Annotated in this window: 10 protein-coding genes; 5 read left to right on the top strand and 5 right to left on the bottom strand. The window is 42.1% G+C overall.

Annotation, left to right across the window (positions count from 1 at the left end; translation table 11 throughout):
* Window positions 1–110 precede the first annotated feature (110 nt).
* Window positions 111–1,325, top strand: coding sequence for a multidrug effflux MFS transporter (locus AC13CC_RS09495; RefSeq protein ID WP_482877525.1), 1,215 nt, complete (start codon window positions 111–113; stop codon window positions 1,323–1,325).
* Here AC13CC_RS09495 and AC13CC_RS09490 read toward each other — a convergent pair.
* From AC13CC_RS09490 to nagB, 4 genes are all read right to left on the bottom strand, one after another.
* A complete protein-coding gene (locus AC13CC_RS09490) occupies window positions 1,322–2,410 on the bottom strand; it encodes an anhydro-N-acetylmuramic acid kinase (protein ID WP_482877524.1) in 1,089 nt (362 codons plus the stop codon). The two genes, AC13CC_RS09495 and AC13CC_RS09490, sit on opposite strands and share 4 nt — an antisense overlap.
* Complete coding sequence (locus AC13CC_RS09485; RefSeq protein ID WP_482877523.1) at window positions 2,407–3,993, bottom strand: glycoside hydrolase family 3 protein; 1,587 nt, start codon at window positions 3,991–3,993, stop codon at window positions 2,407–2,409. The genes AC13CC_RS09490 and AC13CC_RS09485 overlap by 4 nt, the downstream gene beginning before the upstream one ends.
* A complete protein-coding gene (locus AC13CC_RS09480; protein ID WP_482877522.1) occupies window positions 3,986–5,266 on the bottom strand; it encodes an MFS transporter in 1,281 nt (426 codons plus the stop codon). Before AC13CC_RS09480 ends, AC13CC_RS09485 begins: the two co-directional genes overlap by 8 nt.
* Before the next feature lie 211 nt (window positions 5,267–5,477).
* Window positions 5,478–7,415 carry a glucosamine-6-phosphate deaminase gene (gene nagB, locus AC13CC_RS09475; protein WP_482877521.1) on the bottom strand — a complete coding sequence of 646 codons (1,938 nt, stop codon included), beginning with the start codon at window positions 7,413–7,415 and terminating at the stop codon, window positions 5,478–5,480.
* Between the two features lie 180 nt (window positions 7,416–7,595).
* Here nagB and AC13CC_RS09470 point away from each other — a divergent pair, with 180 nt between their 5' ends.
* Both AC13CC_RS09470 and murQ read left to right on the top strand, forming a co-directional pair.
* On the top strand, window positions 7,596–8,345 hold the full coding sequence (locus AC13CC_RS09470) for a DeoR/GlpR family DNA-binding transcription regulator (RefSeq protein ID WP_482877520.1): 750 nt from the start codon (window positions 7,596–7,598) through the stop codon (window positions 8,343–8,345).
* Window positions 8,346–8,352: 7 nt separating this feature from the next.
* A complete protein-coding gene (gene murQ / locus AC13CC_RS09465) occupies window positions 8,353–9,165 on the top strand; it encodes an N-acetylmuramic acid 6-phosphate etherase (RefSeq protein WP_482877519.1) in 813 nt (270 codons plus the stop codon).
* Window positions 9,166–9,176: 11 nt separating this feature from the next.
* On the opposite strand, the gene AC13CC_RS09460 is transcribed toward murQ, so the two are convergent.
* The gene (locus tag AC13CC_RS09460) at window positions 9,177–10,295 is read right to left on the bottom strand and encodes a PQQ-dependent sugar dehydrogenase (protein ID WP_482877517.1); all 1,119 of its coding nucleotides are present in this window, start codon (window positions 10,293–10,295) and stop codon (window positions 9,177–9,179) included.
* Window positions 10,296–10,780: 485 nt separating this feature from the next.
* Between AC13CC_RS09460 and AC13CC_RS09455 the strand changes: the two genes are divergently transcribed.
* Both AC13CC_RS09455 and istA read left to right on the top strand, forming a co-directional pair.
* Window positions 10,781–11,512, top strand: a complete 732-nt coding sequence (locus AC13CC_RS09455) for an SOS response-associated peptidase (RefSeq protein WP_482877516.1) — start codon at window positions 10,781–10,783, stop codon at window positions 11,510–11,512.
* 361 nt (window positions 11,513–11,873) lie between these two features.
* Window positions 11,874–13,439 carry an IS21 family transposase gene (gene istA / locus AC13CC_RS09450; RefSeq protein WP_482877515.1) on the top strand — a complete coding sequence of 522 codons (1,566 nt, stop codon included), beginning with the start codon at window positions 11,874–11,876 and terminating at the stop codon, window positions 13,437–13,439.
* The last annotated feature ends 290 nt before the right edge of the window (window positions 13,440–13,729 follow it).

The following is a 13,729-nucleotide window of genomic DNA, read 5'->3' as shown; positions in this document are numbered from 1 at the left end:
ATTCCCTTAGACCATCAATAATCTCAAACTACAACGTTGGATATGTTTTCTTATCATTAAACCTTTCTTAAAAGCTTTACTGGTCCGTTGGGTATGCCTAATTTTGCCAGATGCAAAAGTTAAATCAAAAACCCAACTTTGAGTTTGTGGCCATGATGGCCGCTTTGATGTCTATTGTAGCCTTGGCCATTGACGCCATACTGCCTGCAATTTCCAACATTGGGACTGCCATTAATAGCACCGACCCTACGGATAATCAATTGTTGGTCACCATGATTTTCTTGGGACTAGGCGTGGGGCAATTGTTCTTTGGCCCTATATCCGACAGTTTTGGACGTAAGCCAGTGGTTTATATGGGTTTTTCCATCTTTTTGATTGCTAGTATCATCTGTTTGTATGCCCCATCCTTGGAAGTAATGGTCGTAGGAAGGATTTTGCAGGGAATTGGATTGTCCGCACCCCGAACCATCTCCATCTCCATTATTCGGGATACATACGAGGGCGATTATATGGCCAAAATAATGTCCTTTGTCACCGCTTTTTTCATTTTGGTGCCAGTTGTGGCCCCCGCAGTGGGTAAACTGATTTTGGACGCTGCGGGTTGGCAAGCCATTTTTTATGTGCAAATGTTTTTTGTACTTGTGATTGCCGTATGGTTTTGGAAACGACAAAAAGAGACCCTGCACCCAGAATATAAAATCCCCTTTACGAGGCACGTTTTTATTGATGGTGTAAAGGAGTTTATAAAATACAAAGAGACTGTTGCCTTTACCTTGACATCTGGTTTGGTAACGGGAGCATTTTTGGTGTATTTGAGTTCTGCCCAGCATATATTCGAAGATCAATATGCCTTAAAAGAAATATTCCCGTACATTTTTGCAGGCCTTGCAGTTTCTATTGGACTTTCCACATTTTTGAATGGAACCTTGGTAATGCGTTTTGGTATGCGAAGGTTGTCCTTAATGGCAACCATTGTATTTTGCGTTGTAGCGCTGACCTACGCGATTGCTTTTCTCGACACCCCTAATCCAAGCATTTATGTCTTGGTCGGATTTTTATCCGTTCAGTTTTTCTGTTTAGGATTTATGTGGGGAAATTTCCGTTCCATCGCCATGGAGCCTATCGGTCATATTGCCGGAATTGGAGCAGCCATTAATGGGTTTGTGTCGACATTGCTATCCATTCCCATTGCAACCTTTATCGGAGAATTTGTAAAAGATTCCGTTTGGCCCCTTTTTGCAGGTTTGGCCATTTGTGGACTGTGTGCTTTGACTATTTTTCTTTTGGTGAACAAACCCAAAAGAAAACGTTTGGCAACGACTTAGCTTTCTTTGGGAAAAAATACCTCGCCACTGCACGAATCGGAAGTGGCACCTGTAACTGATTTCAGCACGTTGGTTTTTCCTTCCAAGCGGAGTACGCCCATTAACGCAAAAGCCAAGGCTTCTTTATAGGCAATCAAGGTTTTGTTGGGAACTACAACCTCAATACCGGCACCCAGTTTAATTTGGAGCGTATCCATAAAGAATTGATTGAGCGCACCTCCTCCCGTAGCCAACAGTTTACTGTTGGATTTGCCATTGCTCTTGTGCTTGAGGGCAGCAAATGCAATCTGTTCGCAATTATGATGGATGAATGTATGCAATAAATCCTCGTTGGAAATCTCGGAAGCCTCGATCAATGGTACAATTTCGGAAACGAACCACTCATACCCTGTGGATTTGGGGTAGGGCAGGTCATAATATTTAAGGTTGTTCAGTTTTTGTAGCAGGGAGTGGTCCAATTTACCGGAACGGGCCAGTTTTCCATTTTCATCATAGGCCAGTCCCATTTTATGGGTAATGTAATTCAGGGGCATGTTGGCCAATCCAATGTCGTAGGCAATGCGTTCGCCATCTTTATCAAAAGAAATATTGCTGATGCCGCCCAGGTTCAAACAAAAATCGTATTCATGGAACAGCAATTTATCGCCAATGGGCACCAAGGGAGCACCTTGTCCCTTTAGGGACACATCCTTGGTTCTGAAATCGCAGACAACTTGTTTACCAGATGTATTAGCCAATAACTGTCCATCGCCCAATTGAAACGTAACTCCATCTTCTGGTCGGTGGTGCGAAGTGTGCCCATGACTGGCAATAAAATCGACCTCTTCGCCCAATTCATCCATAAACAACTTGGATTGTTGTCCCAGCCAAATACCATAATCCTTGTGCAGTTGCTCGTGTTCTTCTTTGGAAAGATGAATCGCTTTTTTGAGGTACTCCCTCATTTCATCGGAATAATCGATTTCAGCAGTTTCTTTTATGGAAAAGCTCCATTTTCCATCTTCTTTCCAAATATGGCAATAGGCAATGTCCAATCCATCGAGAGAGGTGCCGGACATCAATCCCAAGACTTTATAAACATTCATGGTTGAAAGGTTTTTAGTTGGATGGGGAGTCTCCCTTTAGCTTCAATTTTATCGGAAAAGTGCTCAAAAGCAACTTCTTGAAACTCCGGAAAATCCTGATACACCAATACGGTATTGGATGATGGCTTCAATTTTAAAATATCCAGGACGTACGGATTTCCAAAAAGATAGATCAAGGTATTTTTCTTCTCCACCAATTTATGGATAGTGGTCAACGTACTTTCATCAAAACCAAATTGGTTTTTGGGTTTTACAGCTGGAGGGAAAATGCTCAACAATACATTCTGTTCTTTGGAATTCAGGGCCGTATCCAAATCAACCACTTTTGATCCAAAATTGTATGAAATTTGTTCCGAAAAGCTATTTTCCTTGCCGGAATTCACGGAAACATTCAAGAAGTTTGAGGATTTTATTTCTTCTACGGTTGATGCATTACCATACAATTCCGTTATGCTCTGTTCTGCAATTTTACGGTTTAATTTGAAGTTTACATCAAGACCGGAATCACTGGATTGCGTTTTTACAGAAAACACTTTGTGTTTTAAGTTCCAGACTCTTTCAAAACTTTCTTGGATTTGTTCTTCTGAAGCACTTGCCAATATCCCATCAATACCCTCAGCCACATTTTCACTAAAACAAAGCACGTCCATACCTGCATTAAAAGCAGCTTTTTCCAAGGCCCCTTTTTGAGGAAATTTTTTGGACACTGCATGCATGTTCAAAGCATCAGAAATTACAACACCATCAAAACCCAACTGTTTTCTGAGCAGATCCGATATGATTTTGGAAGAAGTAGTAGATGGATTTTCAACATCCAACTGAGGTAGGAGCAAATGACCTACCATCACAGAGTCCACCCCGGATTCAATTCCTTTTTTGAAGGGATAAAGCTCATTTTCCATAAGTTCCTCCAAGGATTTGTCGATTACAGGTAGATCCAAATGTGAATCTGTTGCCGTATCACCATGCCCTGGAAAATGCTTGATGGAATTTAGGGTTCCACTCTTGGCCATTCCTTTTAGGAATGCTTCTGCTTTGTGGGACACATCTTTTCTATCATCCCCAAAGGAACGATAACCGATTACGGGATTTTCAGGATTGTTGTTGATATCCAAAACGGGGGACAAATTCCATTGTATTCCCGCTCGTCTGCAATCGTTTCCAATAGCTTCGCCTACTTTATGAATTAGGTCATTATTACTGGTTAAAGCTCCCAAAGTAATGGCATAAGGGTATTGTGGTGTGTTTTCAATACGCATCGCAAGTCCCCACTCGGCATCAATGGCAACAAGCAAAGGTACGCTGGCAGCTTTTTGATACCGTGCAATAAGCTCCAACAAACGGTCGTAGCTTTTTGCGTTATGAGCCACCTTTTTCTTTCCTTCAAAATTGGTGGCCGCACTGGCCCTGCTGTGGAAAAAACAGATAGAACCGATATGATGTTCCTTGATGAGCTTCTCCATTTTTCGTACCCCATCTTCGGTATCGTTGATAAAAACAGCGGGCATAAACAATTGCCCCACTTTTTGTTTTAAAGTCAGTGTGTTTTTTGGAAGTGTGTAGGCTTGTTGGGTTTTAGTCATTGGATTCTACTGTTTTTTTACCGTAATCTGCGGGGTATTTTAAAAAGCGAAGCACCAGAAAAGCAGGCAAGGCTGCAATTACCACCCAGATAAAGAAGCCGTCGTAGCCCAACCATTCTTGAATGTATCCGCTCAGCATTCCGGGCAGCATCATGCCCAAGGCCATAAACCCGGTGGCAATGGCGTAGTGCGATGTTTTGGAGGCTCCTTCGGCCACATAAATAAGGTACATCATAAAAGCGGCAAAACCGAAACCGTAGCCAAATTGTTCAAGCACTACGGTACCGGCCACAGCATAAATGCTGGTAGTTTGAGTTATGGCCAATATCGCATAAAGCGCATTGGGCAGGTTGAGTGCAAGCAACATGGGCAGCATCCACTTTTTAAGTCCGTCCCGGGAAATCAAGATACCACCCAGAATTCCTCCGAGCGACAACATAATTACGCCCACAGTACCATAAATGGTGCCCACGGCTTCGGTAGAGTAGGCCAATCCGCCAACTTGTAACTCATCCAGTAAAAAAGGGGATGCCATTTTCACCAATTGTGATTCGCCCAGACGGTACGTTAATATGAACAATAAGGCTACTCCAATTTGATGTTTTTTGAAAAAAGTGGTAAATACCTCGAAGAATCCTGCTGGTTTATCCTTGGGTTCGGTTGTTGATCCTTCAAACTTGGGGGCCGTAAAAAAGTTGGATACCGTTAAAGCAAGCATTAAAATAGCTGCACTGATCATGGTTACGGACCATGCTTTGGTATTGTCCCCGTATTGATTTTCCAAAAAACCTGCAAAAATCACTAAAAGTCCCTGTCCCGTAACCATGGCCAAACGGTAGAATGTACTGCGAAGGCCAATAAAGAAGGATTGTTTTTTCTGGGTGAGGCCAATCATATAATACCCATCCGAGGCAATATCGTTGGTGGCAGAGGCGAAGGCGGCCATCCAAAAGAACGCTAGCGTTATGATAAGGAACGAATTTGAGGGTAAAAAGAGACCAATCCCCAAAAATGCCAGGGAAACCGCCAATTGCATGCCCAAAAACCATTTTCTTTTCGTGCCATTCAGGTCAACAATGGGACTCCACAAGGGTTTGATGACCCAAGGGAGGTATAGCCAACTTGTGTACAAGCCTATTTCCGCATTGCCAATGCCCAAACGCTTGTACATGATCACGGAAACCGTTACCACCAAAATGTAGGGAATCCCTTGGGTGAAATATAAAAAGGGAATCCACAGCCATGCGTTTTTATCTTTCGGAGCTACATTCATTGGTGGTGGTTTTAATTTATAGTATTGGCTTTTATTTGTTGGAATATCGGGAAGTTCAGGCTAATTTGGTAGTATAACTTTAGTGAACGGTCTGGTTTTTATGTTGTTTTAACGATGATGCATAAAAGAAAAAGGCCTACTTATGCACTAAATGTAGGCCTTTTCAGGATTAATTAAACAACTAACAACTTAAAATGAAATGTTGTTTTTTTTAGAAATGGTATCGTACAAAACCTTCCATGGCTTCGTACTCTGCCATTCCAAGTGCATTATATCTATTTGCGGTATCCTTGTTTCTTTGTTCTGCACGTTGCCAGAATTCCCTTTCGTCGTTCCCTGGAAACATGGCACTATCCTTTTGGGACTGGTGTTTAAATATGGCATTGATTTTTCTATCCATATCTTTTGGCCCAATTGGGACTGCCATTTCCATATCCGCAATGTCCCATTCCTGCCAAGCTCCCCTATACAACCAAACGTAGCAGTTTCTTATCCAGTCCGAGCCTTCGTCGACCAACCGCTGAATGGCTTTAAAGATTACATCCAGACAAACCCTGTGTGTTCCATGTGGGTCGGAAAGGTCTCCTGCGGCAAAAATTTGATGTGGTTTTAGCTTGTTCAGCAAATCATAGGTTATTTGAACATCTTCGTCAGAAAGGGGTTTCTTTCTCACGGCACCCGTTTCGTAAAATGGCAGGTTCTGAAAATGCGCATTTTCTTCCTTCACGCCACAATAGCGGCACGCGGCCAAGGCTTCCCCTTTTCTAATTAACCCTTTATAATCCTGTACTTCGGGACTATCCAATTCTCCCGGTTTTTTGTTGGCCAAAAACTCACGGACCTGTTTGAATTTCTTTTTAAGTTCCTTGTTGTCTTTTTGCACGTCGGTGGCAAAATCGAGGAAACGTATCACTTCATCATCAAAAACCGCAATATTGCCCGAGGTTTGATACGCTACGTGGACATTATGTCCTTGGTCCACCAAACGCAGCAAAGTGCCTCCCATCGAAATTACGTCATCATCGGGGTGGGGACTAAAAATCAAAGATGTTTTTGGGTGGGGTTGTGCTCTTTCCGGTCTTTGACTGTCATCGGCATTGGGCTTGCCTCCGGGCCATCCGGTAATTGTGCGTTGTAATTGATTGAATACTGAAAGGTTGATTTGCTCTGCGGAACCCACATCGGCAATTAGGCTACCCATACCATATTCATTATAATCTTCGTTGGTCAACTTTAATATGGCCTTGCCCAGTTTTTCTGAAAGCCAAATTGATGCGGTTTTGATGAGTTTGTCGTCCCAATCGCATTCGGTAACCAACCAAGGTGTTTTTATTCTTGACAAATAGGAGGATGCCGCTCCGTCAAGAACAAAATCACAGTTTTTATGATGCTGTAGGAAAGTTGCTGGGACGGATTCCTTTATTTCGCCCTCAACCGCTTGTTGGACAATGGGCGCTTTTCCTTCGCCCCATGCCATGATTATGATTCTTTTGGCATCCATAATGGTGCCGACCCCCATTGTAACCGCTCTTCTCGGTACATTTTCCTCGCCGAAGAAATCACTTGCGGCATCAAGGCGTGTAACACGGTCCAAACGAACCAAACGGGTTTTACTGTTCAGTGACGAGCCAGGTTCGTTGAACCCGATATGCCCGGTTCTACCGATTCCTAGAATCTGTATGTCTATACCTCCGACATTTTTTATTTTCTCTTCATAATCCAAGCAATACTTTCTTATTGCATCCTTGGGCAAACTCCCATCTGGAATATGGACGTTATGAGGTTCAATATCAATATGGTCAAACAAATGTTCGTTCATAAAGCGGACATAACTATGGATGGAATCTGGATCCATTGGGAAGTATTCATCCAAATTGAACGTGACAACATTTTTGAAGCTTAGTCGCCCCTCTTTATAGAACTGAACCAAATAGTCGTATACCTTGGTAGGCGTAGAACCTGTTGCCAATCCAAGAACCGCCTTTTTGCCTTCGTCTTGTCTTTGTTTTATCAGACTTGCTATTTCGTTGGCAACGTACCACGATGCGCTTTGGGCGTCCTGATAAATATGGGTGTTGATTTTTTCGAACTTCATGGATTCGGTGTCCAGAGGTTCTTTTTTTAATAAGTTATCGGCTAATTCTTGCATGGTTTTATTGATTTTGACCTTTTGATGCTGCAAATATAATCAAAAAAGCATTAAATGGCAAAAAACTGCATTATATTTGCAATTGTTTGCAAGTTTTAGACAAGGTGAACATTCTGTTCTCATAAAAGATATTTTCTGTAATTGTTTTCTACTTTTGAATTCATATGAAAAGGATATTACATGCTTAAAGAAGAAAGACAGCATTCCATACTTAATGAGGTGGAGTTGCATAATAGGGTATTGCTGACAGATTTGGCGGACAAGCTCAATGTTTCCGTAGATACCGTAAGAAGGGATGTCAAAGAGCTTGATGATGAAAACCTCTTGGTCAAAGTGCATGGAGGTGCTGTTTCTCTGGGGTTTGCCAATCACAGTCCCCATCAGGGCAATGTTTATGCCCAAGACAAGAAAATAACTATCGCAAAAAAGGCGTTGGGCCTTCTTAAAAACAATAGTGTCATTTTGATTGATGGGGGGACAACCTGCCTTGAGTTGGCCAAATTGTTGCCCGTAAACCTAAAACTTACTTGTTTCACCTTGAGTCTGCCTGTAGCCAAGGAGTTGCTGCGCAAACCTAATGTGGAAACCATATTTATTGGGGGTACACTCTCAAAAGGGTCGCAAATAGCAATGGGATCCAGTACAATCAATGCACTGTCACAGATTAAAGTGGATTATAGCTTTATAGGTACGGGCTATGTTGACACGGAATTTGGATTGACCGAGTTTGATTGGGATGTGGTGCAGACGAAAAAAGCCGTAATCAATGCTTCCAAGAAAGCCGTACTTTTATGTATTTCGGAGAAGTTGAATTCCCAACATCGCTTTAAAACGTGTGATTTGAACGTAATCAATACCATGATAACGGAATTGGAACCTTGGGATTCAAAACTGGACGCATTCAAAAATTTGAACATACAAATACTATAAAGTAGTGGTGAAAAAACACATAAAGATTACCGAGGAGCCATCCAACTATGATGGGTTGGATGAAATGGATACGTTGGAGATTGTAGCCAATATCAACAATGAGGACAAGAAAGTGGCAGAAGCTGTCAAGCAGGTATTGCCCCAGGTGGTCAAAGTAGTCGATGAAACGGCCAAACGTTTTGAAAAAGGGGGTAGACTTTTTTATATAGGGGCCGGAACCAGTGGTAGATTGGGCATATTGGATGCTTCGGAAATTCCACCTACGTTTGGGATGCCACATAATCGGGTAATTGGATTGATTGCAGGGGGAGACCAGGCCATTCGCAAGGCGGTCGAGAATGCTGAAGATGACGCGAAGCAAGCTTGGAAAGACCTTCAGGAACATAATATTAATGATAATGATGTTTTGGTGGGCATTGCCGCTTCGGGCACCACTCCTTACGTTTTGGGAGGGATTGAAGATGCAAAGTCCAATGGTATTCTAACAGTGGGGATTACCAATAATCCAGGGTCTCCTCTGGCTCAATCAACCGATATACCGATTGAAGTGAACGTTGGCCCGGAATTTTTAACAGGGAGTACCCGAATGAAAAGTGGAACCAGTCAAAAAATGGTCCTGAACATGATTTCCACGGCTTTGATGATTCGCGTAGGTAGGGTGAAAGGCAACAAAATGGTGAACATGCAATTGAGCAACACCAAATTAGTGGATAGGGGAACGCGTTATATTATGGAAGAACTGGACCTGAGTTATGAGGAAGCCGAAAAAGCGCTCAAAAAATATGGTTCGGTCAAGTTGGCCATTGATGCCTTGAAATAAGTAAGCCCAGATTATTTTGGCTCCAATCTGTAAATCCCTTTACCTTCAATAGCTACATAAATGAAACCATCTGGTGCTTGGCGGACATTACGAACACGGCCCATGCCATCCAGTAATTTTTCGCGGTATACAACTTTGTTTTCTTTTAGTTCCAACCGCTCCAAATATTGAAAAGCCAGGGAGCCGACCAATAAATTGTCTTTCCATTTGGGGTATTTCCCAGAAGTAACAAACGTCATACCAGATGGTGCAATGGATGGTGTCCACTGGTATAATGGCTGTTCCATGCCAGGCCTTGAGGTTTCATCGGTAATTTCGGTGCCACTATAATTGATGCCGTAGGTGATTACGGGCCACCCATAGTTTTTACCTTTTTGTATGACATTGATTTCATCCCCGCCCCTTGGGCCGTGCTCGTGTTCCCAAAGCACTCCGGTTTTAGGATGAAGGGACAAGCCTTGAGGGTTTCTATGCCCATAGCTGTAGATTGCTTTTTTCGCCCCACTTTTATCCACAAATGGATTGTCTTCAGGAATACGGCCATCATCGTGCAAACGATAAATTTTACCGCCATCGCGTGTAATATCCTGTGGATTTACATCCCTGTTCCCTCTTTCACCAATCGAGAAGAACAGGTAGCCATCATTGTCAAACTCAATTCTAGATCCAAAATGTTGTCCGCGTGTGGAGTTTGGCGATGCTTTATACAATTTTTCAATGTTTACGAGCTTGTTGTTGGATAACTTGGCGCGTATAATGGCCGTATTGCCACCTTTTTCATTGCCTTCGGTAGAAGCGTAGGAAAAATAAATCCAACCATTATTGTCGTAATCGGGATGCAGTTCAATATCCATTAAACCACCTTGTCCACGGTTGTATACTTCAGGAGCATTGTCCACTTCAATGGTTTTTCCGGATTTGTGGAGAAGTAGCTTTCCGGATTTCTCTGATGCCAAGATACTATTGTTGGGCAAAAATACCATGCCCCAAGGGTTTTGGACTCCACCTACCACAAGTTTAGGTGTAAAATCATTGGTCGTTGGAAGATGTATGCCCGTATCGGATTTTTGGGCACAGGATGTACTGAGCAGTAAAATAAAAAAATATGGGAATAAGAGTTGTTTTTGCATAATTTGATATAATAGATAAACAGCACATTTATTAGTCCGTTTTATGTAAGATAAAGAGAATTTTTGTAAGAACAGAAACTATTATTTAGAACATTGAATTGACAAATCCGAGTATCCTTTATGTAGTTTTTGTAAAAAAGTAATTTTAGGGTTGAAATGTCACCAAAATTTATATTTTTGCAGTCCGTTTTCGGAATGTGGCCCTATGGCTACGCTCAGGATAGACTCCGTATGTTGCCCAGACTGCTTAGCGGTAGGCGGAATTGTAATTTGGGTATTGTTTTTTTGAATTTTATCAGCATTTTGCTGATTTCGGGATGTGGCGCAGTCTGGTAGCGTACGCGCATGGGGTGCTTTGTTTTTACGTTGATATACAGGTGTTTATAAGGTATTTGCGCAAAATTTACACAAGAATCCTGCTCTTTTCTTCTTAATTTTATCTTCAGTAAATTCACTATTTTGTAGTACTCGTAAAATCAACAGGTATGTGCTACTCAACCAGTCTTCGCAAGGACAAACATGACAATCGAATAGAAGGACGTATAAGGCAACGTTTAAAGCTTCCAGAGGTATATCAGCCATACTTTAGAGCAAATGGTTTTGCCCATCCGAACCTTTATATCATAAGACAAGAAGAACCTGATGTAATTGTACCTGCAAGGTGGGGGCTTGTGCCACCTTTCGGGATGAATGATATAGATGGTTTTTACAAAAAGTATAATACTTTAAATGCCAAATCAGAGACTGTATTTAAGTCAAATACCTTTAAGCATTCAATATATGACCAGAGGTGTTTAATTATTGCAGATGGCTTCCATGAGCCTCATCATCAAAACAAAGTGTCTTATCCCTTTTTCTGTCACTATCCAGATGATTCAATCTTTTGTTTTGCAGGTCTGTATTCTTCAATTGATGAGGATGAAGATTTGTATACATGTACTATATTGACCACCGCGGCTAATGAACAATTTGAGTACATCCACAACCAAAAGAAAAGAATGCCTATAGTATTGGATGAAAACTATGAGGATGACTGGTTAGAAGACCTATCGGAATTAGCTGTTAAGGACTTGATGAAGACAGGTTTTACCTCAAAAGAAATAGAGGCTTACCCTATATCTAGGGATTTGTACAAAAGGGGAGTGGATACCAACAATGAATTGGCTGTTTCAAAGGTTGATTACCCTGACCTCAATGAGCAAGGTTCACTGTTTTAATCCAAAAAAATACTTGTCATTAGAAAATATAATAGGTGTAAGATTTTTCCGTTGTTAGTAGCAGACCTAACCAAACACCATGACCTGTTCCTTTTGTAATGTTCCTTTAGAATTTGATGTAGAAGAGTATAGTATATCGAATTATAACGCTCCGTTGTGTAGAGACCATCAACATTGGTTCAAAAAATCCCTAAAAGAAGACCATAACACGAAGTTCGTACTCTGGTGTAAACGGTAATTACAAATACATAGAATTTGGTAAATAAGAATACATAGAATTTGGCAACAATAGTACATAGTTAAAGCTCATCGGGGCATGCCCCGATGAGCTAAATTACTGGCTAATCACAACCAGTAAAATATGAACTATTATTTAAACAAATTTATGACTTATTACGAGATTCACCGAATGTCCCTCGAGGGACATTCGGTCACCCAGATCAGCAATCATTTAGCCCTTAATTGGAGGACGGTGAAGAAGTATCTTTCGATGGGCGAGCAGGAGTATGAGGAATTCCTCATTACAGGCTCCCAGAAAAAGAAACTCCTTTCTCCCTATGAAGATTTTGTCAGATCTAAATTAGAGATTTACCGGGATACCCCTGCAGCGCAGATGCATGATTGGCTAAAAGAATATGATGCAGACTTTCCCAAGGTATCACCGAAGACGGTATTCAACTTTATGCAATGGGTCAGGACCAAACATAACCTGCCCCACATTGAGCTACACCGGCAGTACGGGATGGTCGAAGAGCTGCCTTACGGGAAACAGGCACAGGTGGATTTTGGGGAATACAATATGCGCAGTAGTACCGGTTATCGGGTGAAGGTATTTTTTTTCACCATGATCCTTTCACGTTCCCGGTTTAAATATGTATGGTTTACCGACAGGTATTTCACCTCGGAACTGGCCATCACGGCCCATGAAAAGGCTTTTGAATATATAGGGGGAGTTCCCGATGAAATTGTTTATGATCAGGACAAAGTATTCATAGTAAGTGAGAACGGTGGGGATATTATACTCACCGATGGCTTCCGTAGCTACACCAGGAACCAGTCCTTTACACTTCACTTTTGTCGTAAAGCAGATCCCCAGAGCAAGGGCAAGGTCGAGAATGTAGTAAAGTATGTAAAGCAGAATTTTCTTTACAATAGGACCTATCATAACATAGAGACCCTGAACGATGAAGTTCTTGGATGGCTGGGCAGAACGGCCAATATGATGCCCCACGGAATCACTAAAAAAGAACCCTTTCTGGAAAAGACCATAGAACAAGCTTTTCTAAATCCTTATGTTCCCCAGACGATAAGGCCCACACCAGTGACCTATGCAGTGAGAAAGGATAATACCATCTCCTATAAAGGAAATTTTTATTCCCTTCCCCTGGGCACCTTTAAAGGTAAATCCACACAAGTGGGCGTGCACATTAAAGATACTCTTTTGATCATTGCCGATCCGAAAGATGATAAGGAGATATGCCGTCACCAGATTCCGGCGGGCAAAGGAAATAAAGTCCTTAATAACAATCATAAGCGAGATAAATCGGAGGCTATAAAGCAAATGCTGGAGCAGGTGGCAGCGCTCTTCCATGATCGGGAAAAAGCTTTACAGTGGCTTCAAATGATCCGGTTGGATAAGCCCCGGTACATCCGGGACCAATTGCTTATCATTAGAAATGCTATTAAGGAAAAGGAGCCCCAACAAGTAGAAAGGGCACTGGACTATTGCATGGAGCATAGCATCTCCCGGGCTACGGACTTCAGAAGCATCCTGGATCTGCCATCACAGCAGGAAACACCACAGGAGAAAGTGGTACGCTTAAACCCGCTCAGTGGAGAGGCTCCCAACAATGCCAGGATCATCCCCAATAAAAGCGATATCCAGGATTACCAAAGACTGCTGTCAAATAAAAAAACAAAAGAATAGTACTAACTGCCATCGGTCCGTTTTAAGGCCGGTGGCTTAAATATTAATATTTATGGAGCACACTGCACAATCCGGTGAAAACGGACACCCATTCCGCTGGAAAGCGGACAGTGATTCCGGAATAAAACGGACACCCGTTCCGCGGCAAAGCGGACAGTGATTCCGTTTCAAAGCGGACAGCTGTTCCGGGGCAAAACGGACACTTTTCCCATCTTAGAGCCATTAACTTTTAAAGGAAGGGATAATGGCCAACAATCCGATAGGTATGAGAGAAGTACGCGAACTATTAC

This window comes from Flagellimonas sp. L-11, assembly GCF_056857735.1.
The sequence above is the reverse complement of the archived record's forward strand: the minus strand, read 5'-3'. Positions and strand labels throughout refer to the sequence as shown.

Excerpts from the sequence above, each read along its gene's own strand:
- AC13CC_RS09495 (WP_482877525.1), top strand. The coding sequence starts at position 111 with ATGCAAAAGTTAAATCAAAAACCCAACTTTGAGTTTGTGGCCATGATG.
- AC13CC_RS09490 (WP_482877524.1), bottom strand. The coding sequence starts at position 2,410 with ATGAATGTTTATAAAGTCTTGGGATTGATGTCCGGCACCTCTCTCGAT.
- AC13CC_RS09485 (WP_482877523.1), bottom strand. The coding sequence starts at position 3,993 with ATGACTAAAACCCAACAAGCCTACACACTTCCAAAAAACACACTGACT.
- AC13CC_RS09480 (WP_482877522.1), bottom strand. The coding sequence starts at position 5,266 with ATGAATGTAGCTCCGAAAGATAAAAACGCATGGCTGTGGATTCCCTTT.
- nagB (WP_482877521.1), bottom strand. The coding sequence starts at position 7,415 with ATGCAAGAATTAGCCGATAACTTATTAAAAAAAGAACCTCTGGACACC.
- AC13CC_RS09470 (WP_482877520.1), top strand. The coding sequence starts at position 7,596 with ATGCTTAAAGAAGAAAGACAGCATTCCATACTTAATGAGGTGGAGTTG.
- AC13CC_RS09460 (WP_482877517.1), bottom strand. The coding sequence starts at position 10,295 with ATGCAAAAACAACTCTTATTCCCATATTTTTTTATTTTACTGCTCAGT.
- AC13CC_RS09455 (WP_482877516.1), top strand. The coding sequence starts at position 10,781 with ATGTGCTACTCAACCAGTCTTCGCAAGGACAAACATGACAATCGAATA.
- istA (WP_482877515.1), top strand. The coding sequence starts at position 11,874 with ATGAACTATTATTTAAACAAATTTATGACTTATTACGAGATTCACCGA.